Origin of the sequence: Aromatoleum tolulyticum, from assembly GCF_900156155.1 — a bacterium.
Classification (GTDB): domain Bacteria; phylum Pseudomonadota; class Gammaproteobacteria; order Burkholderiales; family Rhodocyclaceae; genus Aromatoleum; species Aromatoleum tolulyticum.
Window position 1 is genome coordinate 419150 of the sequence record NZ_FTMD01000002.1, and the last position, 24314, is coordinate 443463.

A 24314-nucleotide genomic window follows, 5' to 3' on the forward strand; every position below is an offset into this window, starting at 1 on the left:
CAAGAGCAGGAGAGACACACCATGGAGAAGACAATGAGCAACGCCCCCGCCACTGCCGCCCCCCCCGCCCCCAGCACCCTCGCCGCTTCGCCGCGCGCCGCCGTTCAACCCACGCCGCGCGAGCGCTTCCAGTCGCTGATGCGCACCGTCGGCATGCTGCCGGTGCTGATCCTGCTGGCCGCGGGATTCGGGATCCTCGCGGAAGGCTTCTTCACGGCGCAGAACCTGTCGATCGTCGCGCAGCAGGCCTCGATCAACATCGTGCTCGCAGCCGGCATGACCTTCGTGATCCTGACCGCCGGCATCGACCTGTCGGTGGGCGCCATCCTCGCCGCGGCGGCGGTCGTGTCGGTGATGAGCTCGACGCTGCCCGGCGGCGGCATCCTCGGCATCGTCGCCGGCCTCGCGGTGGGCCTCGCATTCGGGCTGGTGAACGGCAGCCTCGTCGCGTTCGCGAAGCTGCCGCCCTTCATCGTCACGCTCGGCGCCCTGACCGCGGTGCGCGGCATGGCGCGCCTGCTCGGCGACGACCAGACGGTGTTCAACCCCGACCTGCCCTTCGCCTTCATCGGCAACGACAACCTGCTGGGCGTGCCCTGGCTGGTGTGGATCGCGGGCGCGGTGATCGCTGCCTCGTGGTTCATCCTGCGCCGCACCGTGCTGGGCCTGCACATCTACTCGGTCGGCAGCAACCCGGAGGCGGCGCGCCTGTCGGGCATCAAGGTGTGGAAGGTGCTGCTCTTCGTGTATGCGATGTCGGGGCTGCTCGCCGGCCTCGGCGCGGTAATGACCTCCGCCCGCCTGCTCGCCGCCAACGGCCTGCAGCTCGGCCAGTCCTACGAACTGGACGCGATCGCCGCGGTGATTTTGGGCGGCACGAGCTTCGTCGGCGGCGTCGGCTCCATCCTCGGCACGCTGATCGGCGCGCTGATCATCGCAGTGCTGACCAACGGCCTCGTGCTGCTCGGGGTCTCGGACATCTGGCAATACATCATCAAGGGCCTCGTGATCATCGGCGCCGTGGCGCTGGACCGTTACCGCCAGAGCGGCGCTCGGACCTGATCCACGCCGTCCCCGCCTTTCCCGTTTTCCATCTCGCCGCGGCCCCGGAATCCGGTCCCGGGTCGCGGCTCAAAATAAGACCGGTTCAGGAGACATCCATGTTCGTTCGCAACGCACTCGTCGCCGGCATCGCGCTGGCCTGCGTCACCGGCTTCGCCCAGGCGCGCGAAATCAAGTCGGTCGGGGTCACGGTAGGCTCGCTGGGCAACCCCTTCTTCGTCACGATCGCCAAGGGCGCGGAGGCGAAGGTGAAGGAGATGTACCCGAACGCCAAGGTAATCACCGCGTCGGCCGATTACGACCTGAACAAGCAGTTCACGCAGATCGACAATTTCATCTCCGCCGGTGTGGACCTGATCCTGCTCAACGCCGCCGACGCGAAGGCGATCGAACCCGCGGTGAAGAAGGCGCAGAAGGCCGGTATCGCGGTCGTCGCGGTCGACGTCGCTGCGGCCGGCGCGGATGCGACGGTGCAGACCGACAACGTGCAGGCGGGCCGCATCGCGTGCGAGCACATCGTCAAGCGCCTCTCCGGCAAGGGCAACGTGATCATCCAGAACGGGCCGCAGGTCTCGGCGGTGGTCGACCGCGTGAAGGGCTGCAAGGAAGTGTTCGCCGCCGCGCCCGGCATCAAGGTGCTCTCCGACGACCAGGACGGCAAGGGTTCGCGCGAAGGAGGCATGAACGTGATGCTCGGCCACCTGACGCGCTTCCAGAAGCTCGACGCGGTGTTCACGATCAACGATCCGCAAGCCATCGGCACCGATCTCGCCGCCCGTCAGCTCAAGCGCAAGGGCCTCGTGATCTCGTCGGTCGACGGCGCGCCGGACATCGAGAACGCGCTCAAGAGCGAAACCCAGGTCGAAGCCTCGGCGAGCCAGGATCCGTGGCTGATGGCGCAGCAGGCCGTCGTGATCGGCAACGACATCCTCAACGGCAAGAAGCCCGCCAACCCGATGGTGCTGATCCCGTCGACGCTGGTCACGCGCGACAACGTCGGCAGCTACAAGGGCTGGTCGTCGCCGCGCTGACAGTTTCGGGCGTCAGTCGCGCACACGTAGGGCGGGAGGAGCGCAGCGCAGCGCATCCCGCCAACCTTAGCGCCGGAGGCCGCCCGAACGCCGTGTGGCGGGATACGCTGCGCTACTCCCGCCCTACGTCCGAGTCATCGCTACGCGTGCCCCTGCCGGCCCCCCAACCCCAACCAAACGGTTCCCCATCATGTTTCTAGTCTGCGGCGAAGCCCTGTTCGATGTCTTCATCGGCGCCGAAACCGACAACGCCCTGCATCTCGACGCGCGCCCCGGTGGCTCGCCCTTCAACGTCGCTATCGGGCTCGCGCGGCTTGGCCAGCCGGTGGCCTTCCTGAGCGGCCTGGCGAAGGACATGCTCGGTGATCGTCTCGCGCGGGTGCTCGCCCGCGAGGGGGTGGATACGACGCCCTGCCCGCGCTTCGACGCGCCGACGACGCTCGGGATGATCGAGCTCGACGCGGCCGGCGTGCCGCGCTACGCCTTCTACGGCAACGGCGCGGCGGACCGCCTGCTGTCGGCGGCGCAGCTGCCGGAGCTGGGGGACGAGGTGCGGGCGATCCACCTCGGCTCGTACGCGACGGTCGTCGAGCCGGTCGCGACCGCACTTGAAACGCTGGTGCGCCGCGAACGCGACCGGCGCCTGATCGCCTACGACCCCAACGTGCGGCTCAACGTGGAGCCTTCGCTGGAACGCTGGCGCGAGCGCGCCGACACGCTCGCGGGCCTCGCGCATCTGGTGAAGATCAGCGACGAGGACGTGCGCCTGTTGTACGGCGAAACGGACGACGCGGCACTCGCAGCGCGCTGGCTCGCGACGGGGGCGAGGCTGGTCGTCGTGACGCGCGGCGCCGACGGGGCGAGCGCGTGGAATGCGCAGGGACGGGCCGACGTGCCCGCCCCGCGCGTGGCCACCGTCGACACGGTGGGTGCCGGCGACACCTTCCAGGCGGCGATGCTGTCGCACCTCGCGGAAACGGGACGGCTCGATCCCGCTGCGCTCGCGGCGATGGACGTCCACACCCTCGCCCGCCTGCTCGACTTCGCGGCCCGCGCCGCGGCGATCACGTGCTCGCGCCGCGGTGCGGACATGCCGCGGCGGGCGGAGCTGGAAGCCGAACATTGTCCCGGCAAGATGACCGAACGCTGACAGAAATGTAATCAACCGGCAAACGCCCGGTCAGTGCCGTTCGTCTATGCTGAACACCTGAATCCGATCATTTCTGGCACGGCGACGGCTTTGTCCTCGCTGTCGCAGATTGTCAGTTCGGCCCAGCTCAAGCGCCGCAAGGCGGGTAGTGCGAGAGCGTTGCGCTCCCTGGAGTGCGTCATGAAACCTCGTCTGGACATTTGGCTATGGGCATGCCCGACGACAGCGGTGCTGCTCGCGGCCGCGACGCTATGGCTGTGGGGGCTGACTTGGGCCGGCCGGGCTGACGAGCGTGCGCCGCGTGCTCAAGCCCGCCGGACGCCTTGTCATCGCCGACCTCGACCGGCCGGCGAACCCGCTGTGGTGGTTACTGACCTGGCCGCTGCTCGCCATGCCGATGACGGCAGCCAACCTGCGCGGCGAGATCCCGGCCTTCCTGCGGCGCAGCGGTTTTCAATCCATAGAGGTCCGCGGACGCTGGATGAACCTGCTGACATTCTGGGTCGCGCGCCCGACCGCCGACGAAGGGGAACAGCCATGAAACGCACACACACACGGTCACTCCGCCAGTTTCTCGGGGCCCTGCTCCTGTCCGGAGCCATGGCTTCCGTGTTCGCCGCCGGCGCAGGCCAGCGGATGACGGTGTCGGGCGTCGACATCTACTACGGCCTGATGCCGGCGCAGATCGCCGCCAAGCATCCGCTGTCGCATGAGGAGCGATCCATGCACGGCGGCGTGAAAGGCGCCAAGGATGCCTATCATCTCGTCGTTGCGCTCTTCGACGCCAACGGCACGCGAATCAGCTCGGCCGAAGTCCACGCGAACGTGGCTGAACTGGGCATGGCGGGAAGCAGCCGAAAACTCGAGGCCATGCAGATCGACGGCACCGTGAGTTACGGCGCCTATTTCGTGTTATCGGCCGAAGGCCCGTACCGGATCACCGTCCAGGCGCAGCTTCCCGGCGCCGCACGGCCGATCGAAGCTGTTTTCGACAACGTGCGGCGTTGAGCGCGAGATCGATCATGGACTCGCGACATGACGGCCCCACCCGCCACGGCGGCGGAAGCGCGCGGGCAAGATGGGTGCGCATCGGCTGCGCGTGACGACGCGGCGCGATTCACGAGAGAAAGAGGAGTATCGACATGCCGGTACCTGCTGGCGGCTATCCGCCCACGCCTTGTCGTTGCTCGCACTGCGGCGTCGAGATCTTGCTGGCTGATCCCGAGCGGGGCGATGGCAGCCAGCTTTGCGAACGCTGCTTCCTGCAGTCAATAGTTGGCGACGACCCCTGTTGCGAAGGAGTCCTGTCCGGATTTGCCGAGGCCCTCGTGGATACGCTCGATCTGCGGGAACACGAGACGGGCCTGCACTCGCGCCGGGTGGCCTGCCATACGCTCGTGCTGGCGCGTCACTTCACCGACGACGAGCAGCGACTGCGCCAGATCTACTGGGGAGCACTGCTGCACGACCTCGGGAAGATCGGCGTTCCCGACGGCATCCTGCTCAAACAGGGGGAGCTCGATCCGGCGGAGTGGCAAATCATGCAACGACACCCGGAGGACGGATTCCGGATCATCAGCCGCCTGGCCTCGATGGAGGAGGCAGCGCAGATCGTGCTCTGCCATGAGGAGCGCTTTGACGGCCGCGGCTATCCGCACGGCCTGCGCGGTGAGGACATTCCACTCGGCGCCCGGATCTTCAGCATCATCGACACGCTTGACGCGATGACCTCCGATCGTCCTTATCGCACGGGAATGTCGTTCGAGGCCGCCATGAACCAAATTGTCGCCTGTGCCGGCACGCAGTTCGATCCAGCCCTGATTCCCCCGTTGACGAGGGAGCGCGAAGCATTGGCGCGCATGGTGAACCTCAAATGCAGCACCGGCGCCGACTTGTCGAACCTGGGAGCCCCTTGAACGCTGTCGGTTGCGGTCTTCTTTCCAACCTGCGTGGATTCACAAGAGCAGTGAAATCTCCATGAGCGGCTTGATGCCCGACCCGAAGCGCGCGATCGCGCCCCGGTGCTCCTGCAATTCGCTGTAGGGGAGATACCGGATTCCCAGTTCGGCCACGCGCGAAAACGCGGGTCTCTGCAGTTGCTGCCGTACTTCCTGCCGCCGGTTATCCGGTGCGACCAGAAACAACGGGGCGCGCACCGCGAGTTCGGTTCCGAGCGCCAGATCGAGCATGCGCACAATGCCCGAATAGATCGAAGTGGAGTGCTCCACTTCGAACGCTGCGGCAACCGTCCGCACCTCTTTCGATATCCACAGGACATCGATCAGGCGAACGGAATCGAGGCCGCCTGCCACCCCGTCGGGCAGTGCGGCAAGGCAGCCATCGCCGAGCCGTCCCTCGCCAAAGGCGCGCCCGCGGTCGTTCGCTGCAATCCACACGTCGTAGCCGAGCGCGAGCCCCAGGTCCCTCAAGCACGCCTGGATCTCGGTATGGCTCGCATCGCCTTCGCGCTCCAGCAGCCACTGCCGTTGCGCGACCGCTGATTCCTCGCGGACACGTTGCAGATCGGCCTCCCACGCCTGCAAGGCGGTGGCGTCCGACGACGCGGGAGGCACTCCGTAACGGCCCGTTCCGACGTCGAACATGAGGCCGGCAATGGCGCCCAGATCGTTGGACAACTGGCTGCGATGGCGCTCATTGAGACGTATCAGGCCATCGCGCATCGACAGGTAGTGGTCCCAGCGGCCGAGCTTTACCTTGCCGCCGGTAAGCGCGTTGAATCCCTTGACGATCGCGGTATTGAACGGAACCACCAGCGTGGGGTGGATGAAATACAGGAGGTTCGCAACCGCCGGCCCCAGGCCTTTGATGCGAAGCGCATCGATGCGGCGTATGGCTTCGACGATGGCGTCGGCGCTGTCGCAGCAGTCGCAGGTGTGAAGCAGCCGGGCGAAGGCGCGCTGGTTTTCGGTGTTCTCGTAGATATCGGGAATGCGCAGCTTGGGCTTCCAAAGGAAGGCGTGATCGGCGCCCTTGAAGATCTGCCGCTGCTCGGCCACCGAACCGACAACCGTCTGGAGTGAAGAGCCGCGGTAGACATTGCCGAATTCGTCGGCCTCGATCTCGCGAACCACCTGACCGATCCCCCGGCGAATGGAGCGAAAGTTCTTCAGCCGTTCGTCCCACAGAAACCAGGTGTTGTAGGTGCTGTGCGGATCGGCCTTCCAGTGACCGATCAAGCTCGCCAGTGCGTCGTGCTGCATCGATTCGCGTCTCCCTGCGATGAATCGTTCGGTCGACGACCCGATCGGGAGCGCCGCCAGCCCCAACCGCACATCATCGATATATGCGAACGTTATCTTAGCCGGGAAGACGGGGGAGCGCGATTCGCGCCCCCCTGCCCGTCACCCCTTGCGCAGTTGCGCACACACCAGATCGACGACACCCTCGTCGATCGTGTGCCCCACGTCCGCCAGCAGATTCAGCACGACGTCGGCGCCCATCGACGCGAGGCGGTCCGCCGCGGCGATGCTGTAGCGCGGATCGATCACCGAGTCGTCCTTGCCGTGGATGAGATGCACCGCGGTCGCGGACGGTCGGATCCTGGGCGGCTGCGCGAAGCGTCCCGCGATGGCGATCACCTGGGCGGCCAACCGGTCGGCGAGTTGTGTGGATTCGAGGGCCATGATCGCGCCCTGCGAGAAGCCGACCAGCGTCGTCGCTTCCGGGCCGACGCCGGACTGCCGCTGCCAGTCCCGCACGGTATCGACGAATTGCGGCATCGCCGCGGCGACGCGTTCGAGGCGGTTTTCCTCGGTGACGCCGCGCACGGGGAACCACTGCCAGCCGATACCGAAATCACAGGGATCGGGCGATCGCACGCTGACGACCCAAGCGGTAGGGTCTGCCTGCGCGATAGCGTCGGCGAGCGGCAGGAGGTTCTGCGGCGTCGCGCCGACGCCGTGGAAGAGCAGCACCAGCCGCCTTGCGGCGGCCGGTTGCCGGACGAGGACGGTATCGTCGGTCATGAAGGTTCCCGGGGCGGTCGGCGCGATGCGATCAGCGCTTTTCGTCCGACGGCGCCAGCACCGCGTCGAGGGATGCCCGGCCGGCACCGCTGAACGCGAGCGAGATCGAGACGGCGAGCAGCGCGAGACCGAATTCGTAGCCGTTGTTCTTCATGAACAGGCCGTTGGCCGCATGCACGCTGAAGATCGCGACCAGCATCGCGAAAGCCAGCACGGCCGACGCGGGACGCACCAGCAGACCGACGATCAGGGCGAGGCCGCCGAAGAATTCCGCGCCGCCTGCCAGCAGGGCCATCAGCTGCCCCGGCGCCAGGCCGATCGAATCCATCCACTGCCCCGTGCCCTGCAGGCCGTAGCCGCCGAACCAGCCGAAAAGCTTCTGTGCGCCGTGCGCCGCGAAGATGATGCCAACCGGAATGCGCAGCGCGAGGGGACCCCAGCCGGACTTGGTGGCGAGAAGGCGATTGACGATACCGTTGCTCATGATCTTTCTCCATTGATTGAGTTGTGGCTGGCCGCATGTCTTCGTTCCGCGTGCTGACCATGGGACGGACTGTACGCGGCCGGACGATTGAGTTAAACAGTTCTAATTGCGAATTTCTGTTCTGAAATTCGCAACAATTTCCCTGCACATAGAAGCCGGAGCAGCGCCCGCGGCGGTCAGGATGGCCACCGCTTTGTTCCCGTTCGGGCAACAGTCATGCACTTTCGTGGCTGTTTATCTTCCGCAGTGCTTCCAATACCTTTTCTTCGATAGGGCAAAGCCCACAACAGAGAGAGGACAGGAACATGCTTGTGAACGGCAAATGGGCGGAAAAATGGCACCCCGTGCAGCAGAGCGACGCCGACGGGCGCTTCATCCGCCAGCACTCGGGCTTCCGTGACCGGATCGGCCCGGACAGCGCGAAGAGCTTCTCCGCCGAAGCGGGCCGCTATCAGCTCTACGTCGCCTACATCTGCCCGTGGGCTTCGCGGACGCTGATCGCGCTGCACCTGAAGGGCCTCGAGAACGCGATCGACGTGTGCGCGGTCGATCCGCGCCTGGGCGATCAGGGCTGGGCCTTCACGGGGCGCGACGGCAGTGACTTCGACCGCGTCAATGGCGCGACCTACATGCACGAGATCTACACGCTGGCCGACCCGACGCACACCGGCCGCGCGACGGTGCCGGTGCTGTGGGACAGGAAAACGCGATCGATCGTGAATAACGAGTCGTCGGACATCGTCCGCATCTTCGACAAGGACTTCGGCGCCCTTGCGACCGGAAACATCGACCTTCGCCCGGCCGGGCTGGATGCGGAGATCGATGCGGTCAACGAGCGCCTGTACACGCAATTCAACAATGGCGTGTATCGGGCGGGTTTCGCGGGCACGCAGAGAGCCTACGACGAAGCGGTTGCGGACGTGTTCGCGACGCTGGGCTGGATGGAAAGCCGGCTCGCGCGGGCGGACTGGCTGGTGGGCGACAGGCTGACCGAAACCGACATCCGCGCCTTCGTCACGCTGGTGCGCTTCGATCTCGCCTACTACGGCCTGTTCAAGTGCAATCTGCGGCCGCTCTCGGCCTACCCGGCGGTGCGCGCCTACCTCGTGCGCCTGCTGGCGATCCCCGCCTTCGCCGCGAGCGTCCGTCCCGAGCACATCAAGGCGGGCTACTACTCCATCGCCGCGCTGAACCCCTCGGGCATCGTCCCCGTCGGCCCTGAACTCGATTACCTGGAGCCGCTGCGCACCGCCCGTGGCGATTGCCTCGGCCGCACCGCCGCTTGAGGGCGGCATGACCGGGAGCCGCCCGCCGGGGTGGCGGCTCGCCGTACACAGTCTTACAAAGCAGTCCGGCTCAGCGGTGCACGGTGCCCGCCACCAGTGCGTTGACCACTCACAAGGAGGTCAATCATGGCTCGCTCATTCACCACATTCATCATCACCGTCCTCGTTGCCGGCCTGCTCGGCGGCTGTATCGTGCTGCCCGTGGGCCACGACGGCTACGGCTACGGCCACCACCGCCACTGGGGCGAACGCCACGACGGCGGATACCGCTACTGGAACGACCGCGACGGATACTGGCGTTACCGCGACCGCCGCTGATCCCTTCACCCCCCTTCGGCGGCGATCCGGCGTGACGCGGCCGGATCGCGGAACACCAGCGGTGCGCTCCGGCCGGCGCCCGCCTCGGCGCGGGCCACGGCCTCGACGACCAACCCGTGCGCGGGCGACTTGTCGCACACGGGGTCGGCTGCGGCCGGATCGCCCGCCAGCATGTAGGCCTGGCAGCGGCAGCCACCGAGATCCTTTTCCTTGTCCGGACAAGTGCGGCACGGATCCTTCATCCAGCTGTCGCCGCGGTAGCGGTTGAAGCCTTCGGACTCGTACCAGATATCCCGCACCCCCATCTCGCGCACGTTCGGAAATGCGAGGCCGGGGAGCATCTTCGCGGTGTGACACGGCAGCGCGGTGCCGTCCGGCGTCACGGTGAGGAAGACGTTGCCCCAGCCGTTCATGCACTTCTTGGGGCGCTTCTCGTGATAGTCGGGTACGACGAAGAAGATGCGGATGCGGTCGCCGTACTTTTCCCGGTATTCGTTGGTGATGCGCTCAGCACGCTCTAGTTGGTCGCGCGTGGGCAGGAGCTGGTCGCGATTCAGCAGCGCCCACGAGTAGTACTGGCTGTTGGCGAGCTCGAGGTATTCCGCGCCGAGTTCGACCGCCATCTCGATGATGCGGTCGATGTAGTCGATGTTCAGGCGATGGATCACGCAGTTCATCACCATCGGCCAGCCGTTGTCCTTGATCAGCGCGGCGACGCGCTGCTTGAGGTCGAAGGTGCGGGTGTGCGACAGGAAATCGTTGAGCTCGCGCGTCGAGTCCTGGAACGACAGCTGGATGTGGTCGAGGCCCGCGGCCTTCAGCGCCGCGGCGCGCTCGGCCGTGAGGCCGACACCCGAGGTCAGCAGGTTTGTATAGAAGCCCAGCCGGTGCGCTTCGGCGACGAGGATCTCGAGGTCGTCGCGCACCAGCGGCTCACCGCCCGAGAAACCGCACTGCACGCTGCCCGCGGCGCGCGCCTCGCGCAGCACCCGCAGCCAGTCGTCGGTCGAGAGTTCGGGCCCGCTGGTCGCGAAATCGACCGGGTTGTAGCAGAAGGCGCAGTGCAGCGGACAGCGGTAGGTGAGTTCGGCGAGCAGCCACAGCGGCGGGCCGGGTTGCGGTGCAAGGTTCGCTGCGGACATCTCGATTCCCTCTGCTACGTCTCGATCCATTGCTGGGCGCGCGCGAGTTCGAGGAACTTCGCGACGTCGTCCGCGAGCCCGCTCGCCCCGAAGGCCTGCTCCAGATCCGCGACGATTTGCGACACCGTGCGGCTGCCGTCGCAGCGGCGCATGATCTCGCCCGCGCTCTGGTTGAGCTTCACCATCCCTTCCGGGTAGAGCAGCACCCAGGCATTCTGCGCCTCCTCCCACTGCAGGCGGAAGCGGCGCGACACGCGCGGGCAGGCGTCCGTTGCGGTCGCCGCGCTCATGCCCGCGCTCCTGCTTTCTCCCCGCGGATTTCAATCTCGCACTGGCTCAACATGATCGCGTCGGCCAGCGCCCACAGCACGTCGAGCTTGAACTGCAGGATCTCCAGCGCCCGCTCCTGCAGCGCGCGGCTGCGGCTGAAGTAGTCGAGCGTGAAGCGCAGGCCGTGGGCGACGTCGCGTCGCGCCTGGGTGAGGCGGTTGCGGAAATACTGCAGCCCCGCGGCATCGACCCACGGATACTGCTGCGGCCAGGTGTCGATGCGCTGCTGGTGGATGTGCGGCGCGAAGAGCTCGGTCAGGCTGGACGCGATCGCCTCCTGCCACGGCCGCTGGCGCGCGAAATTGACGTAGGCGTCGACCGCGAAGCGCGCCGCAGGCACCACAAAGCGCAGCGAAGTGACGTCGTCGCGCGTGAGGCCGACTGCCTCACCGAGACGGATCCACGCCTCGATGCCTCCCGGGTCCTTCACGCCGCCAATCTCGTAGCCGTCGTGATCGAGGATGCGCTGGATCCACTCGCGACGGATCTCGCGATCCGGGCAGTGCGACATGATCGCGGCGTCCTTCACCGGAATCGCGATCTGGTAGTAGAAGCGGTTGGCGACCCAGCCCTGCAGCTGGGCGCGGGTAAGCCGCCCCTCCGCCATCATCACGTGGAAGGGGTGATGGATGTGGTAGCTCGTGCTCTTGCCGCGCAGGCGGGCCTCGAATTCCTCGCGGCTCAGCGGCGGCGCATCGCCCGCACAGGCTTGCAGGGCTCTTGCGGCGGCATCCTCGATCGCGACGTCGAAATCCATCTTGCTCTCTCCTTCCAGTGCAACGTTCGGCGGGGACCGCCCCTCAGAACGACAGCTCCATGCCGTCATAGGCCACCTCGATGCCGTGCGCCGCAAGCTCCGCGCGTTCGGCGCTGTCCTCGTCGAGGATGGGGTTCGTGTTGTTGATGTGGATCAGCACCTTACGGGTGCTCGCGGGCAGGCGGTCGAGCCATTCGATCATCCCGCCGGGACCGGACTGCGGCAGGTGGCCCATCGCGCGCGAGGTCTTCTGCGACGCACCGAGACGGATCATCTCGTCGTCGGTCCACAAGGTGCCATCGACGAGCACGCAGTCGGCCATCTGCATCGATGCCCACACGTGGGGCTCCATCTCGCCGAGGCCGGGCGCGTAGAACACCCGCCGCCCGCTCTTGGCATCGACGAGCGTCACGCCGATGTTGTCGCCGGGCCGCGGGCGGTCGCGGTGCGGCGAATACGGCGGCGCGTTGCTCGTGAGCGGCAGTGCCTCGAATCCGAGGCCGGGCGCGCCATGCATCGCGAAGGCGCCGAAAAGCGGCACCTCCCGCCAGTCGAGGCCACAGTAATGCGACAGGACATTGAAAAGCGGATTGCCGGCCGAGAGATCTTCCCTCACCGCAGCGGTGCACCACAGCTGATGCGCAGCGCGGTGCTCGCGCAGCATCAGCAAGCCCGTCGTGTGGTCGATCTGTGCGTCGATCAGCACGATCGCGCGGATCGCGGTGTCGCGCAACGCGCGAGCCGGCTGCAGCCCGGGAAAAGCACGGATCTGCTGCAGCACGTCGGGCGAGGCGTTGAACAGCACCCAGTTCTCGTCGTCGCCGCTCACCGCGATGGACGACTGCGTGCGTGCGTGGGCGCGCACCGTTCCGCGCCGCAGGCCCTCGCAGTTGCGGCAGTTGCAGTTCCACTGCGGGAATCCGCCACCGGCCGCCGAACCGAGCACCCTGATCTTCACGCCCTCACCTCCTCATGCGAAGGCACGAACCCGCATCCGCAGGCCGTGCCGGGGACGCTCAACGCGTCGCGATGTACATCGTGATTTCAAAGCCGAAGCGGAAATCGCAAGCCGAGGGGGTTTCCCATTTCATGATGTGTCTCCTGTGTCGTCTGTCGTGGTGAAGCGACCGCGGCCTTATTGCCGAGCCGGAGCACAGGATGCACCGTCGTCACAGAACGCACATCACAAAAGTGGGGAAGTTCACCTAGCGATTTTCATGAGATGCGCGGCACGCCGTCTGCCCGCCTCGGGGATTGCGTTAGGATCGAGTGCATGCAAGCCGCCGATACGCCCCTCGACCCCGCACCATCGCCGCCCTACCCGGCCATCGAGCCGTGGCAGCGCGGGTGGCTCCCGGTGGGTGAAGGGCATTCAATCTACTTCGAGCAGTGCGGGAATCCGTATGGCCTTCCCTTGGTCGTGCTGCACGGCGGACCGGGGAGCGGGTGCTCTCCGCGCATGCGGCAGCTGTTCGACCCTGCGCGCTTTCACATCGTGCTCTTCGACCAGCGCGGCTGTGAACGCAGCACGCCCCGCGGGGAATGCGCGCACAACACCACGGCCGATCTCGTCGCCGACATCGAGCGGCTGCGTCGGCACCTGGGGGTGGAGCGCTGGCTGGTCACGGGTGGCTCGTGGGGCGCTGCGCTCGCCGTCGCGTATGCGGCGGCGCATCGGGAAGCCTGTCTCGGCGCGATCCTGCGCGGCATCTTCCTGACGGGACCGGCAGACCTGGAGTGGTTTTTTGGCGGCGCCGGCGGACTGTTCCCTCAGACATGGCAGGAATTCGACCGGGCGGCGCCCGGCGATCGGCAGCGGACGCTCGCGGATTGCCTGTTCTCTGCCGTGTTGGGAGACGATGCGATGGTCGCAGCCGAAGCGGTGCGCCACTGGGTGCAGTGGGAAGCGACGCTGGACGGCGGCTCCCCTGCCCCGCTGCCGGAGTTCGCCGACGCCGGAACGCGCGACGCGCTGCTCGCGAAGTATCGGGTGCAGGCGCATTACCTGCGTCATCACTGTTTCCTCGGCGAGACGCGCCTCCTCGAGCTGGCCGCGACGCTCGGTTCCGTGCCGGTCACGATCCTTCACGGGGAGAAGGATCTCGTCTGCCGGGCCGACAATGCCAGGCGCCTGCATCGCGCCGTGCCGGGCAGCCGGCTACGGATCGTTGCGGACGCCGGGCACAATCCCTTCGTGGCGTCGATGCACCAGGCGCTGGTCGACGCGGCGGCGCAGTTTCACGCCGACCCCGCCTGACGGGATCGTCACGGCGTCACGCCGTTGGGGCCCGCCAAGCGAAAGCGCTGGAGCTCAGCGCGCCGCGCGCACGGCGCCGATCAGCCCTGCCGTCGATGCGTCATGCTCGCCGCGAGTTCCACCGGCAAGCTCGCCGGCGATGCGGGTCGCGATCTGCTTGCCCAGTTCCACGCCCCACTGGTCGAAGGCGTTGATGCCCCAGATGACGCTCTGCACGAACACCTTGTGCTCGTAGAGGGCGATCAGCGCGCCGAGCGAGCGCGGCGAGAGGTCGGGCAGCAGCAGCGTGTTGCTCGGGCGGTTGCCGGGGAAAACACGATGCGGCACCAGCGCCTCCAGCGCCTCGCCCGACAGGCCACCGGCAGCGAGCTCCGCGCGCACCTCGTCGGCCGTCTTGCCGACCATCAGGGCCTTGCTCTGCGCGATGCAGTTCGCCAGCAGCAGGCGGTGGTGCTCGGCCAGATCGTGGCTCGCCGCAAGCGGCGCGATGAAGTCGACCGGGATCAGGTCCGTGCCCTGGTGCAGCAGCTGGAAGAAGGCGTGCTGGCCGTTGGTGCCGGGCTCGCCCCAGATCACCGGGCAGGTCGCGGTTTCGACCGGCTTGCCGTCGCGTGTGACCGACTTGCCGTTGCTCTCCATTTCGAGCTGCTGCAGGTAGGCCGGCACCCGCGCGAGCGCCTGTGCATAGGGCGCGATCGAGAGGCTCGATGCGCCGAAGAAGCCGCGGTACCACACCCCCAGCAGCCCCATGATGACCGGCATGTTCGCTTCGAGCGGGGCCTCGGCGAAGTGGCGGTCCATCGCGTGCGCGCCATCGAGCATCGCCTCGAAGTTGTCGCGGCCGACGTAGAGCGCGATCGGCAGCCCGACCGCCGACCACATCGAGTAGCGCCCGCCGACCCAGTCCCAGAAGCCGAACATGTTGGCGGTGTCGATGCCGAAGGCGGCGACGCGCTCGGCGTTGGTCGACACGGCGACGAAGTGCTTCGCGATGTCGGCCTCGCTGCCGCCGTTGGCGAGGAACCACGCGCGCGCGCTGGCGGCGTTGGTCATCGTCTCGACGGTCGTGAAGGTCTTGGAGGCGATGACGAAGAGCGTGCGCGACGGCTTCACCTTGGCGAGCACGCCGGCGAGGTGGTCGCCGTCGATGTTCGACACGAAGTGCATCGTCAGGCGTTCATGGCCGCAGGCGGCAAGCGCCTGGCAGGCCATCGCCGGGCCGAGGTCGGAGCCGCCGATGCCGATGTTGACGATGTCGGTGATCGTTTCGCGCGTGAACCCGCGCCAGCGGCCTTCGCGCACGCCCTCGGCGAAGTCGCCCATGCGCGCGAGGACTTCGCGCACGGCGGGCATCACGTCGCGACCGTCGAGTTCGACCGGCGCATCGCTGCGGTTGCGCAGCGCGACGTGCAGGACGGCACGGTCTTCGGTGGTGTTGATGCGCTTGCCGGAGAACATTGCCGCGCGCGCCGCTTCGAGGCCGCGGTCGCGTGCGAGCGCAGTGAGCAGTTCCAGCGTGCGCGGCACGACGCGGTTCTTCGAGTAGTCGAGGAACAGATCTGCAGCGCGCAGCGAGAAGCGCTCGAAGCGGCCTTCGTCCGCAGCGAATAGATTGCGCAGGTGCTGCTCGCCGAGTTCGTCACGATGCGCCGCAAGCGCACGCCAGGCGTTGGAATTCGTCAGTGAGGTCATGGTCTCCCGCCGGGCCGCCCCAAAGGAGGCCTCCGCCCCCCCGGGGGGCAACAAATGAAGTGAGCGTGGGGGTTGTTTCATCTTCAGGCTTCGAATCCGCGAATGCGCTTGTCGCGCAGAGTCTGCTTGGTGCGCTCGAGGCGCTTGATGAGTTCGGGGCCGCTCGCGAGCGCGACGCTCACCGACAGCACGTCGATGAGCGCCAGATGCGCGATGCGCGAGGTCATCGGAGCGTAGACATCGGGGTCTTCGGGCACATCGGCGGCGAGCAGCACCGTCGCCGTGCGGGCGAGCGGCGAGCCGCTGGCGGTGATCGCGATCACCTCGGCACCCGCTTCGCGCGCCAGTTCGCAGGCGCGGATGAGCTCGGGGGTGCGCCCGCTCGCGGAGATCGCGACGACCACGTCGCCCTCCTCCAGCAGCGTCGCGGCCATGCCCTGGGTATGCGGATCGCTGTAGGCCACGGACGGTATGCCGAAGCGGAAGAACTTGTGCTGCGCATCGGTGGCGACGATACCGGAATTGCCGATGCCGTAGAACTCCATGCGCGCGGCGCGCGTGATGAGTTCGACCGCGCGTTCGAGGCGCGTGGCGTCGAGCTGGTTGCGCACGCTCATCAGCGCGCCGATCGTGCGGTTGAAGACTTTGGGCGCGACTTCGTCGAGCGAGTCGTCAGGGCCGACGTCGCGATGCACGTAGGGCACGCCGCTCGCGAGGCTTTGCGCCAGGCGCAGCTTGAATTCCTTGAAGCCGGTGAAGCCGAGCGCATTGACGAAGCGCGCCACGGTGGGCTGGCTTACGCCCACGCGGTAGGCGAGTTCGGCGATCGAGATGTTGAGCACCTCGTTCGGATGGGCGAGCACGAACTGCGCAACGGCGCGTTCGGACTTGCGCAGCTCGTCGAAAGACGCCTCGATGCGGGCGAGCAACGGACTCCCCCGCCGGGCGCCGGTCTCGTCCGGCCCATCGCCTTGCGAATTGATGATCGGTTGGTTTTCCATTTCAGTAGCCTGGTTCCAGTGTTGCGCGGTTTCGTGCGCCGCTGCCTCGGTTCGGAAGCCTAGCCCATCCGCATGTCACGTGGAGGGGCAGAAGAATACATGCATCGGCGCGCGTCGTTGTCGCAGAAGTGTGGCGATCGGAAAACTTTCGTGTCCACCGGCCGCGGCCTCGATCACGCTGCGCTTCGCCGCGCCGGCGATCGGCAGCAGGATACGGCGCGCATCGAGCAGCGCGGAGAGTCCCAGCGTGATGCGCGCGTGCGGCGCGGCGGGCGGGACGGTCGCCGCGAGAGCGGGGCCGGATTCCGACAGCAGTTCGCCCAGCCGCGGGATGCCGGGGAAGATCGACGCGAAATGCCCGTCGTCCCCCATGCCCAGCACGACGACGTCGAAGGGGCGCTGCATCTCGCCGAGCCGTGCCGCGCATGCGGCGAGCCCGTCCCCGGGCGAGTTCTCGCCGCCATACAGCGGCACGAAGCGCGCTTCCGCCGCCGGCCCCTGCAGCAGGTTCGCGATCACGAGGCCGGCGTTGCTGTCGGGGTGGTCCGCCGGCACCCAGCGCTCGTCGGCGAGCGTGACGGTGACGCGCGCCCAGTCGAGCTTGCGCTGACCGAGGGCGCGCAGGAACGGTACCGGGCTGCGGCCGCCGGAGACGACGAGGCTCGCACGACCGCGCTGGCCGATCGCGTGGCGCAGCATCGCGGCGACACGGTCGGCCAGCGCCGCGGACATCGTAGCCGCATCGGGAAACAGATCCTGCGCGACGTGGCGCGGGAGATCGAGTGCGTGATCCCGCTCCATCGTGTTTTCCATTGCGAGTTCCATCGTCAGGAGTCCTGCAACCACGCGAGACCGTCGCGCCCGACCAGCGCACTGGACGCGGCCGGGCCCCAGGTGCCCGCGGTGTAGGGCCGCGGCGGCGTGGAGTCCTGCTCCCAGCCTTCGAGGATGGGTTCGACCCAGCGCCACGCGGCATCGAGCTCGTCGCGGCGCATGAAGAGCGTCAGCTTGCCGCGGATGACGTCCATCAGCAGGCGTTCGTAGGCGTCCCACTGGCGGCCGTGGTAGGTGTCGGCAAAGTCGAGGTTCAGCGCGACCGGACGCAGGCGCATCTCGTCGCCCGGCACCTTCGCCATCAGATGCAGTTCGAGGCCCTCGTCGGGCTGCAGGCGGATCACGAGCCGGTTCGGCGCGCGTTCGCCGGACAGCGACGGGAACAACGCGTGGGGTACGTCGCGGAAGTTCACGACGATCTCGGCGAGGCGCTCCTGCATGCGCTTGCCGGTGCGCAGATAGAACGGCACGCCGGCCCAGCGCCAGTTGTTGAGCTCGGCTTTCAGCGCGACGAAGGTCTCGGTGCGGCTCCCCGGCGGGATGCCCGGCTCCTCGAGGTAGGCCGGCACCGGGCGGCCGTCGACCGCGCCCGCGCGGTACTGGCCGCGCACGGTGCGGGTGGCAACGTCCTCGGGCGTCATCGGGCGCAGCGAGCGCAGCACCTTGAGCTTCTCGTCGCGCATCGCGTCGGGGTCGATGCTCGCGGGCGGCTCCATCGCGACGATGCACAGCAGCTGCAGCAGATGGTTCTGCACCATGTCGCGCAGCGCGCCGGTGTTGTCGTAGAACTCGCCACGCCCTTCGACACCGACGGTCTCGGCCAGCGTGATCTGCACGTCGCGCACGCAAGCACGGCTCCACAGCGGCTCGAACAGCGTGTTGCCGAAGCGCAGCGCGATCAGGTTCTGCACCGTCTCCTTACCGAGGTAGTGGTCGATGCGGTAGATCTGTTCTTCCTTGAAGATCGCGCCGACGTGCTCGTTGATCTGGCGCGCCGAGGCGAGGTCGCGGCCGAGCGGCTTTTCCAGCACGACGCGGCTGTCGGGCGTGACGAGGCCGGCAGCGCCGAGGTTTTCGCAGATCGATGCGAAGAGGCTGGGCGCGGTCGCCAGATAGAACACGCGCACGCGCGCGGGGGCGTCGCCGAGCGCGGCCCCCAGGCGCACGAAGTCGCCCGCCTCGCGGGCATCGACGCGCACGTAATCGAGCGTCGCCGCAAAGGCCGCCCAGGCCGCATCGTCGAAATCGCGCGCGGCGACGAACTTGCGCGCCGCGGCCTCGACCTTCGCGACATAGGCCTCGCGCGAGAGGTCCTCGCGCCCGAGGCCGACGATGCGCCAGCGCGTGGTGTCGCCGCCGGTGACGCTGTCGCGATGACGGTAGTACAGCGCGGGGAGCAGCTTGCGCATCGCGAGATCGCCGCTGCCACCAAACAGGATCAGGTCGAACGCTTCAAGAGGGATCAATTTTTTTGCCTCGTCCATGTGTTCTTGTCGGGACGCCACCGCTTCAGACCTGCCGAAAGGCGACGGTAGTAAATCTACGTACAATTAAAGGCGGAAAAATGTAGCAAGTCAACAGAATCTTCACCCCCCAGGAATCACCCCGGATCCGGGCCGAGTTCCGCATACACCAAGGCATGCACCCGTATTCTATGACTTCAAAGCGCTTTCACTTGCTTACCGGATCGATCACCGCGTCTACATGAAAGTGCTTTTTCTGCAAAAAGGGGCTTGCATTTCTACATGTAGCAAATCTACACTTGTGTCAAAGCAAGTCGCCCAGACCCTCACTCAGGGAAACAAAGGCGGCGCCACGACACAAAGGAGTCTACATGTCGCTCAACCCCATCCTCGCCCGCGTCACCGACCGCATCCGCGCCCGCAGTGCCGCCTCGCGCGCTGCCTACCTGTTGCGCGTGGATGCCGCGACCCGCGCAGCCGGGACGGCACGCAAGCACGTGTCCTGCGCCAACCAGGCGCATGCCTACGCGGCGTTCGAGCCGAACGACAAGCTCGTGCTGCGTCAGGCACGCCTGCCGAACCTCGGGATCGTCTCCGCCTACAACGACATGCTCTCGGCCCACCAGCCCTTCGAGCGCATGCCGGCGCTGATCAAGGACGCCGCACGCGGCGCGGGCGCGGTCGCGCAATTCGCCGGCGGCGTGCCGGCGATGTGCGATGGCGTCACGCAGGGTGAAGCCGGCATGGAGCTGTCCCTCTTCTCGCGCGACGTGATCGCGATGTCGACGGCGGTGGCGCTGTCGCACAACGTCTTCGACGGCACGCTGTGCCTGGGCGTGTGCGACAAGATCGTCCCGGGCCTGCTGATCGGCGCGCTGCAGTTCGGCCACCTGCCGACCATCTTCGTTCCGGCCGGCCCGATGACCACCGGCATCGGCAACGACCAAAAGGCGCGCGTGCGCCAGAACTTCGCGCAGGGTCTTGCGACGCGCGAGGAGCTGCTGGAATCCGAGATGGCGGCCTATCACGGCCCCGGCACCTGCACCTTCTACGGCACCGCGAACAGCAACCAGATGCTGATGGAGGTGATGGGCCTGCACCTGCCCGGCGCGGCCTTCGTGAATCCGGGCACCGAGCTGCGCGACGGCCTGACGCGTGCGGCCGCCCAGCGACTCGCGGCGATCACGCGCCTCGGCAATGAATACATCCCGATTGCGAAGGTGGTGGACGAGCGCACGATCGCCAACGCGATCGTCGGCCTGCTCGCGACCGGCGGCTCGACCAACCACACGATCCACCTCGTGGCGATCGCGGCGGCGGCCGGCATCTACATCGACTGGAACGACTTCGACGATCTTTCCGCCGCGGTGCCGCTGCTGACGCGCATCTACCCGAACGGCAGCGCCGACGTGAACCACTTCCACGCCGCCGGCGGCATGGGCTTCCTGATCCGCGAACTGCTCGGCGCCGGCCTGCTGCACGGCGACGTGACGACCGTGATGGGAGAAGGGCTTGCGCGCTACACGCAGGAGCCCTGGCTCGACGGTGAACGCGTCGCGTGGCGTGCATCCGTAGAGAAGAGCCTCGATTCAGCGGTGCTGCGTCCGGCCGCCGAACCGTTCAGCGCCGACGGCGGCCTGAAGCTCCTCAAAGGCAACCTGGGCCGCGCCGTGATCAAGATCTCCGCCGTCAAGCCGGAACACCGCTTCGTCGAAGCGCCTGCAATCGTGTTCAACGGCCAGGACGACATGATGGCCGCCTTCAAGCGGGGCGAGCTGACGCGCGACTTCGTCGCGGTGGTGCGCTTCCAGGGCCCGCGCGCGAACGGCATGCCCGAATTGCACAAGCTCACGCCCGCCCTGGGGGTGCTGCAGGACCAGGGTTACCACGTCGCGCTCGTCACCGACGGGCGCATGTCCGGCGCCTCCGGCAAGGTACCCGCGGCGATCCACGTGACGCCCGAGTGCCTGGCCGGCGGCCCGCTCGCCAAGGTGCGCGATGGCGACGTGATCCGTCTCGACACCGAGGCCGGCACGCTGGAAGCGCTGGTCGATGCGACCGAGTGGGCCGCCCGCGAGACGGCCACTGCGAACCTCGACGCCAACCAGCACGGCGTCGGTCGCGAGCTCTTCTTCAATGCTCGAGCGAACGCGAGCGGCGCCGAACAGGGTGCCAGCACCTTCGGCTCGACCCTGCCCGGCCCGCTGCCGGTCGCCTGACCCCAGAATTCGGAGAACATTTCAATGGAAATCAATGCCCTGCTCGCCGCCAGCCCCGTGATGCCGGTGATCGTCCTCGACAAGGTCGCCGATGCGGTGCCGCTGGCCCGCGCGCTGGTCGCCGGCGGCATCCGCGTGCTGGAGGTGACGCTGCGCACCGCCGCGGCACTCGAGAGCGTGCGCGCGATCCGCGCCGAAGTCCCCGACGCGATCGTCGGTGTCGGCACCGTCGTGACGCCGGCCGATCTCGCCGCCGCGGCCGAAGCCGGCGCCGTGTTCGCCGTGAGTCCCGGCGCCTCGCCCGAGCTGCTGCGCGCCGGGCGCGAGTCGGCGATCCCGCTGCTGCCCGGCGTGATGACGCCGTCGGACGTGATCAACGCGCTCGCGGCCGGCTACACCGCGATGAAGCTCTTCCCCGCGGCACAGGCCGGCGGCATCGGCATGCTCAAGGCGCTGGGCGGCCCTTTCCCGCAGGTGCGCTTCTGCCCCACCGGCGGCATCGACGTTGCGAGCGCGCCCAACTTCCTCGCGCTGCCCAACGTCGCCTGCGTCGGCGGATCGTGGCTCACGCCGACTGACCGCGTGCGTGCCGGCGACTGGGCGGCGATCACCGAACTCGCGCGTGCCGCTGCGGCGCTGCGCCCGGCCGGAGCCGCGTGATGGAGGTGCTGTCCGCGCGCGTCGAGAACCGTGGCACGCACGCCTTCCGCGTCAGGAAGGTGCAGCTCGCGGGCATGGCGGCGGTCGAATTGCGCGACGAACGCAGCGGCGCGTATGCAGTTTTCGCTTGCCGCGGCGCGACCTTGCTCGACTGGCACGTGCCCCACGGTGGCGAACTCGTGGCTCTGACGGACGGCTACCAATCGGCGGACGAACTCGCCGGCCAGAACGGCGTGCGCAACGGAATCATGGCGCCCTTCCCGAACCGCATCGCCGGTGGACGCTACCGCTTCGACGGCCGCGATCACGATCTGCTCCCCGGCGTCCCCGCCGCCGAGCGGCTGATCTACCACGGCTTCCTGCGCGAGCTGGATCTGACCATTGCGAACGTGCAGGAGGCCGCAGCCGGGGCCAGCGTGCTCTTCACCGGCACGATCCGCCCCGCAGCCTTCCCCGGTTACCCGTTCTCGCTGAAGCTCAACGTGCGCGTGAGCTTTACCGCGCGCGGCCTCGCGCTCGGCGTGACGGCAACCAACGTCGGCGAGCATGCCGCACCCTATGCAGCCGGCTGGCACCCCTATTTCCGCCTCGGCGATGCGCCGATCGAGCGCCTTGAACTGACGGTGCCGGCGACCCGCTGCGTGCTGACCGACGCGAAGCTCCTGCCCCTGGAGGGCGACGACGCCTTCGTGCCCGTAGAGGCCGCACCGGTGCCGGATTTCCGCCGCCCCCGCCCGATCGGCGACGCAGTGCTCGACGCCTGCTATGCGAACGCGGCGCCGGATGCCGACGGCCTGATCCGCAGCCGCCTGCGCGACCCGGCAACCGGCCGAACGCTCACGATCTGGCAGCGCGGCGGTCTCACCCACCTCTTCACCGGCGACACGCTCGCACGCGAACCGCGCCGTTCGATCGCGATCGAACCGGTGGAAGCGATGACCAACGCCTTCAATCGCCCCGAATGCGCCCGCGACCTCCGTCTGCCCGCGGGTGCGACGACCAGTTTCACCTGCGGGGTCGAGTTTTCCTCCGATTCCGAAATCGCTCCCCTCAACCCCGCTTTGTCCGCAACCGCGTGAGTCCCCAGATGCCAGGCAAGAACACCAAGATCATTGCAACCGTCGGCCCCGCGAGCGCCGACGAGAAGACGCTGCGAGCCCTCGCCGAATCCGGCGCCGATGTTTTCCGCCTCAACTTCAGCCACGGCACGCACGACGACCACCGTGCCGTATATGACCGCATCCGCGCGCTCGAGGAAAGCCTCGGCCGCCCGATCGGCGTGCTGATCGACCTGCAGGGACCCAAGCTGCGCCTCGGCACCTTCGCCGAAGGCGGCGTGACACTCGCCCGCGGCGACCGCATCCGCTTCGACCTTGACCCGACGCCGGGCAACGCGAGCCGCGTGGCCATCCCGCACCCGGAGATCATCGCCGCAGTCGGCCCGGGCCACATACTGCTGATCGACGACGGCAAGATGCGCCTGCAGGTGGTCGCCAAGAGCGAAGGCGTGCTCGAAATGGAGGCCCTTACCGACGGACGCTTGTCGGACCGCAAGGGCGTGAACGTCCCCGACGTCGCGCTGCCGCTGTCGGCACTGACCGCGAAGGACCGCCGCGACCTCGCCTTCGGCCTCGAACTGGGCATCGACTGGGTCGCGCTGTCCTTCGTGCAGCGCGCCGAGGACATCGTCGAGGCGCGCGAGCTGATCGGCGACAAGGCCTTGCTGATGGCGAAGATCGAGAAGCCTGCGGCGCTCGTCGAGCTCGAAGAGATCATCGCCCAGGCCGACGGCATCATGGTTGCGCGCGGCGACCTCGGCGTGGAGCTGCCGCCCGAGGACGTGCCGGGGCTGCAAAAGCGCATCGTGCGCTTGTGCCGCCACGCCGGCAAGCCGGTCGTCGTCGCCACGCAGATGCTCGAATCGATGATCTCCGCCCCCGCGCCGACGCGCGCCGAAGCGTCCGACGTCGCGACCGCAGTGTTCGACGGCGCCGACGCGGTGATGCTGTCCGCCGAGACGGCGTCGGGGAAGTATCCGGTCGACGCGCTCGCGATGATGACCCGCATCATCGCCCGCACCGAAGCCGATCCGCTGCAGCGCCAGCTGATGGAGGCGGTCGCCACCGATCCCAAGGGCAATACGACCGATGCCATCGGCACTGCGATCCGCGCCGTCGCGGCGACCCTGCCGGTGTCGGCCACGATCGCCTTCACCGCGTCCGGTTCGACGGCATTGCGCATCGCGCACCAGCGCCCGCGCTCGCCGATCCTGGGCCTGACGCCGTCGCAATCGGTCGCACGCCGCCTGTGCGTCGTGTGGGGCGTGCGCTCGCGCCGCTCGGTCGCGGCCTGCGCGGTCGAGGAGATCGTCAACGTCGCCCTGGAACACTGCCGCGCCGAAGGACTCACCGCGCCGGGCCAGGCAGTCATCGTCACCGCCGGCGTGCCCTTCGGCACCCCCGGCAGCACCAACCTGCTGCGTCTCGCGTGGCCGGCAGGGGAGACGCCAGCGACGTAGGGCGGAAAAGCGAAGCGCCTTCCGCCGAACGCGCTCCCTGACACCGCCGCATACGCCAATTCACACCCCAAACGGCGGATAACGCCTTCGGCTCATCCTCCCTGCGAGAGACGCATTCAAGCGA

Annotated in this window: 25 protein-coding genes; 13 read left to right on the plus strand and 12 right to left on the minus strand. The window is 67.7% G+C overall.

From position 1 onward, the window contains the following. The first annotated feature begins 33 nt into the window (after positions 1–33). From BW991_RS04520 to BW991_RS04545, 6 genes are all read left to right on the plus strand, one after another. Positions 34–1062, plus strand: coding sequence for an ABC transporter permease subunit (locus BW991_RS04520; RefSeq protein ID WP_244551609.1), 1029 nt, complete (start codon positions 34–36; stop codon positions 1060–1062). 98 nt (positions 1063–1160) lie between these two features. Next, positions 1161–2093: an ABC transporter substrate-binding protein gene (locus BW991_RS04525; protein ID WP_076600883.1), complete on the plus strand. Its 933-nt coding sequence runs from the start codon at positions 1161–1163 to the stop codon at positions 2091–2093. A gap of 190 nt (positions 2094–2283) precedes the next feature. Further along, on the plus strand, positions 2284–3243 hold the full coding sequence (locus BW991_RS04530) for a carbohydrate kinase family protein (protein ID WP_076600884.1): 960 nt from the start codon (positions 2284–2286) through the stop codon (positions 3241–3243). 301 nt (positions 3244–3544) lie between these two features. Then, positions 3545–3784 carry a hypothetical protein gene (locus BW991_RS04535; RefSeq protein WP_212566856.1) on the plus strand — a complete coding sequence of 80 codons (240 nt, stop codon included), beginning with the start codon at positions 3545–3547 and terminating at the stop codon, positions 3782–3784. Further along, positions 3781–4251, plus strand: coding sequence for a hypothetical protein (locus tag BW991_RS04540; RefSeq protein WP_244551610.1), 471 nt, complete (start codon positions 3781–3783; stop codon positions 4249–4251). Before BW991_RS04535 ends, BW991_RS04540 begins: the two co-directional genes overlap by 4 nt. Before the next feature lie 134 nt (positions 4252–4385). Further along, positions 4386–5159 (plus strand): HD-GYP domain-containing protein, encoded by a 774-nt coding sequence (locus tag BW991_RS04545; protein ID WP_076600886.1) that lies wholly within the window; start codon positions 4386–4388, stop codon positions 5157–5159. A gap of 39 nt (positions 5160–5198) precedes the next feature. On the opposite strand, the gene BW991_RS04550 is transcribed toward BW991_RS04545, so the two are convergent. From BW991_RS04550 to BW991_RS04560, 3 genes are all read right to left on the minus strand, one after another. Further along, positions 5199–6464, minus strand: coding sequence for a type II restriction endonuclease (locus BW991_RS04550; RefSeq protein WP_076600887.1), 1266 nt, complete (start codon positions 6462–6464; stop codon positions 5199–5201). 141 nt (positions 6465–6605) lie between these two features. Further along, the gene (ypfH, locus tag BW991_RS04555; RefSeq protein ID WP_076600888.1) at positions 6606–7229 is read right to left on the minus strand and encodes an esterase; all 624 of its coding nucleotides are present in this window, start codon (positions 7227–7229) and stop codon (positions 6606–6608) included. A 31-nt stretch (positions 7230–7260) separates the two neighbouring features. Beyond that, the gene (locus BW991_RS04560) at positions 7261–7713 is read right to left on the minus strand and encodes a DoxX family protein (RefSeq protein ID WP_076600889.1); all 453 of its coding nucleotides are present in this window, start codon (positions 7711–7713) and stop codon (positions 7261–7263) included. A 305-nt stretch (positions 7714–8018) separates the two neighbouring features. On the opposite strand from BW991_RS04560, the gene BW991_RS04565 reads away from it, so the two are divergent. Together BW991_RS04565 and BW991_RS04570 are read left to right on the plus strand one after the other, a co-directional pair. Next, positions 8019–8999 carry a glutathione S-transferase family protein gene (locus BW991_RS04565; RefSeq protein ID WP_076600890.1) on the plus strand — a complete coding sequence of 327 codons (981 nt, stop codon included), beginning with the start codon at positions 8019–8021 and terminating at the stop codon, positions 8997–8999. A gap of 126 nt (positions 9000–9125) precedes the next feature. After that, positions 9126–9317, plus strand: a complete 192-nt coding sequence (locus BW991_RS04570) for a hypothetical protein (protein ID WP_076600891.1) — start codon at positions 9126–9128, stop codon at positions 9315–9317. Between the two features lie 5 nt (positions 9318–9322). Here BW991_RS04570 and pqqE read toward each other — a convergent pair whose 3' ends face one another. Genes pqqE through pqqA form a run of 5 tightly spaced genes read right to left on the minus strand, consistent with a single transcriptional unit; the run spans position 9323 to position 12637 of the window. Continuing rightward, positions 9323–10459 (minus strand): pyrroloquinoline quinone biosynthesis protein PqqE, encoded by a 1137-nt coding sequence (gene pqqE, locus BW991_RS04575; RefSeq protein WP_076600892.1) that lies wholly within the window; start codon positions 10457–10459, stop codon positions 9323–9325. 14 nt (positions 10460–10473) lie between these two features. Then, positions 10474–10749 (minus strand): pyrroloquinoline quinone biosynthesis peptide chaperone PqqD, encoded by a 276-nt coding sequence (pqqD, locus tag BW991_RS04580; protein ID WP_076600893.1) that lies wholly within the window; start codon positions 10747–10749, stop codon positions 10474–10476. Continuing rightward, complete coding sequence (pqqC, locus tag BW991_RS04585; RefSeq protein ID WP_170879044.1) at positions 10746–11546, minus strand: pyrroloquinoline-quinone synthase PqqC; 801 nt, start codon at positions 11544–11546, stop codon at positions 10746–10748. Before pqqC ends, pqqD begins: the two co-directional genes overlap by 4 nt. Before the next feature lie 43 nt (positions 11547–11589). Further along, entirely contained in the window at positions 11590–12504 is a 915-nt protein-coding gene (gene pqqB / locus BW991_RS04590; protein ID WP_076600894.1) for a pyrroloquinoline quinone biosynthesis protein PqqB, read from the minus strand. A 58-nt stretch (positions 12505–12562) separates the two neighbouring features. Further along, on the minus strand, positions 12563–12637 hold the full coding sequence (gene pqqA / locus BW991_RS24450) for a pyrroloquinoline quinone precursor peptide PqqA (protein ID WP_076601006.1): 75 nt from the start codon (positions 12635–12637) through the stop codon (positions 12563–12565). Between the two features lie 182 nt (positions 12638–12819). Here pqqA and pip point away from each other — a divergent pair, with 182 nt between their 5' ends. After that, entirely contained in the window at positions 12820–13803 is a 984-nt protein-coding gene (pip, locus tag BW991_RS04600) for a prolyl aminopeptidase (protein WP_076600895.1), read from the plus strand. Positions 13804–13857: 54 nt separating this feature from the next. Here the strand turns inward: pip and pgi are convergent, their stop codons facing one another. The 4 genes from pgi to zwf form a co-directional block, all read right to left on the minus strand. Next, positions 13858–15495, minus strand: coding sequence for a glucose-6-phosphate isomerase (pgi, locus tag BW991_RS04605; RefSeq protein ID WP_076600896.1), 1638 nt, complete (start codon positions 15493–15495; stop codon positions 13858–13860). An 83-nt stretch (positions 15496–15578) separates the two neighbouring features. Beyond that, on the minus strand, positions 15579–16496 hold the full coding sequence (gene hexR, locus BW991_RS04610; RefSeq protein ID WP_084204958.1) for a transcriptional regulator HexR: 918 nt from the start codon (positions 16494–16496) through the stop codon (positions 15579–15581). Between the two features lie 75 nt (positions 16497–16571). Further along, positions 16572–17321 carry a 6-phosphogluconolactonase gene (pgl, locus tag BW991_RS04615; protein WP_244551611.1) on the minus strand — a complete coding sequence of 250 codons (750 nt, stop codon included), beginning with the start codon at positions 17319–17321 and terminating at the stop codon, positions 16572–16574. Positions 17322–17323: 2 nt separating this feature from the next. Beyond that, positions 17324–18796, minus strand: a complete 1473-nt coding sequence (gene zwf, locus BW991_RS04620; RefSeq protein WP_076601009.1) for a glucose-6-phosphate dehydrogenase — start codon at positions 18794–18796, stop codon at positions 17324–17326. A gap of 368 nt (positions 18797–19164) precedes the next feature. Here zwf and edd point away from each other — a divergent pair, with 368 nt between their 5' ends. Genes edd through pyk form a run of 4 tightly spaced genes read left to right on the plus strand, consistent with a single transcriptional unit; the run spans position 19165 to position 24190 of the window. Then, the gene (edd, locus tag BW991_RS04625; protein ID WP_076600897.1) at positions 19165–21012 is read left to right on the plus strand and encodes a phosphogluconate dehydratase; all 1848 of its coding nucleotides are present in this window, start codon (positions 19165–19167) and stop codon (positions 21010–21012) included. 24 nt (positions 21013–21036) lie between these two features. After that, on the plus strand, positions 21037–21672 hold the full coding sequence (eda, locus tag BW991_RS04630; protein WP_076600898.1) for a bifunctional 4-hydroxy-2-oxoglutarate aldolase/2-dehydro-3-deoxy-phosphogluconate aldolase: 636 nt from the start codon (positions 21037–21039) through the stop codon (positions 21670–21672). After that, positions 21672–22751: an aldose 1-epimerase gene (locus BW991_RS04635; RefSeq protein WP_076600899.1), complete on the plus strand. Its 1080-nt coding sequence runs from the start codon at positions 21672–21674 to the stop codon at positions 22749–22751. The genes eda and BW991_RS04635 overlap by 1 nt, the downstream gene beginning before the upstream one ends. A gap of 8 nt (positions 22752–22759) precedes the next feature. Beyond that, positions 22760–24190, plus strand: coding sequence for a pyruvate kinase (gene pyk / locus BW991_RS04640; RefSeq protein ID WP_076600900.1), 1431 nt, complete (start codon positions 22760–22762; stop codon positions 24188–24190). Positions 24191–24314: the final 124 nt, after the last annotated feature.

What these genes read in the sequence shown, in the direction of transcription:
- ypfH (WP_076600888.1), bottom strand. Translation starts at nt 7,229, where the DNA reads ATGACCGACGATACCGTCCTCGTCCGGCAACCGGCCGCCGCAAGGCGG.
- BW991_RS04565 (WP_076600890.1), top strand. Translation starts at nt 8,019, where the DNA reads ATGCTTGTGAACGGCAAATGGGCGGAAAAATGGCACCCCGTGCAGCAG.
- BW991_RS04550 (WP_076600887.1), bottom strand. Translation starts at nt 6,464, where the DNA reads ATGCAGCACGACGCACTGGCGAGCTTGATCGGTCACTGGAAGGCCGAT.
- pqqD (WP_076600893.1), bottom strand. Translation starts at nt 10,749, where the DNA reads ATGAGCGCGGCGACCGCAACGGACGCCTGCCCGCGCGTGTCGCGCCGC.
- BW991_RS04635 (WP_076600899.1), top strand. Translation starts at nt 21,672, where the DNA reads ATGGAGGTGCTGTCCGCGCGCGTCGAGAACCGTGGCACGCACGCCTTC.
- pip (WP_076600895.1), top strand. Translation starts at nt 12,820, where the DNA reads ATGCAAGCCGCCGATACGCCCCTCGACCCCGCACCATCGCCGCCCTAC.
- eda (WP_076600898.1), top strand. Translation starts at nt 21,037, where the DNA reads ATGGAAATCAATGCCCTGCTCGCCGCCAGCCCCGTGATGCCGGTGATC.
- BW991_RS04525 (WP_076600883.1), top strand. Translation starts at nt 1,161, where the DNA reads ATGTTCGTTCGCAACGCACTCGTCGCCGGCATCGCGCTGGCCTGCGTC.
- pgi (WP_076600896.1), bottom strand. Translation starts at nt 15,495, where the DNA reads ATGACCTCACTGACGAATTCCAACGCCTGGCGTGCGCTTGCGGCGCAT.
- BW991_RS04545 (WP_076600886.1), top strand. Translation starts at nt 4,386, where the DNA reads ATGCCGGTACCTGCTGGCGGCTATCCGCCCACGCCTTGTCGTTGCTCG.
- edd (WP_076600897.1), top strand. Translation starts at nt 19,165, where the DNA reads ATGTCGCTCAACCCCATCCTCGCCCGCGTCACCGACCGCATCCGCGCC.
- BW991_RS04520 (WP_244551609.1), top strand. Translation starts at nt 34, where the DNA reads ATGAGCAACGCCCCCGCCACTGCCGCCCCCCCCGCCCCCAGCACCCTC.
- BW991_RS04530 (WP_076600884.1), top strand. Translation starts at nt 2,284, where the DNA reads ATGTTTCTAGTCTGCGGCGAAGCCCTGTTCGATGTCTTCATCGGCGCC.
- hexR (WP_084204958.1), bottom strand. Translation starts at nt 16,496, where the DNA reads ATGGAAAACCAACCGATCATCAATTCGCAAGGCGATGGGCCGGACGAG.
- pyk (WP_076600900.1), top strand. Translation starts at nt 22,760, where the DNA reads ATGCCAGGCAAGAACACCAAGATCATTGCAACCGTCGGCCCCGCGAGC.
- pgl (WP_244551611.1), bottom strand. Translation starts at nt 17,321, where the DNA reads ATGGAACTCGCAATGGAAAACACGATGGAGCGGGATCACGCACTCGAT.
- BW991_RS04540 (WP_244551610.1), top strand. Translation starts at nt 3,781, where the DNA reads ATGAAACGCACACACACACGGTCACTCCGCCAGTTTCTCGGGGCCCTG.
- BW991_RS04560 (WP_076600889.1), bottom strand. Translation starts at nt 7,713, where the DNA reads ATGAGCAACGGTATCGTCAATCGCCTTCTCGCCACCAAGTCCGGCTGG.
- BW991_RS04570 (WP_076600891.1), top strand. Translation starts at nt 9,126, where the DNA reads ATGGCTCGCTCATTCACCACATTCATCATCACCGTCCTCGTTGCCGGC.
- pqqE (WP_076600892.1), bottom strand. Translation starts at nt 10,459, where the DNA reads ATGTCCGCAGCGAACCTTGCACCGCAACCCGGCCCGCCGCTGTGGCTG.
- pqqC (WP_170879044.1), bottom strand. Translation starts at nt 11,546, where the DNA reads ATGGATTTCGACGTCGCGATCGAGGATGCCGCCGCAAGAGCCCTGCAA.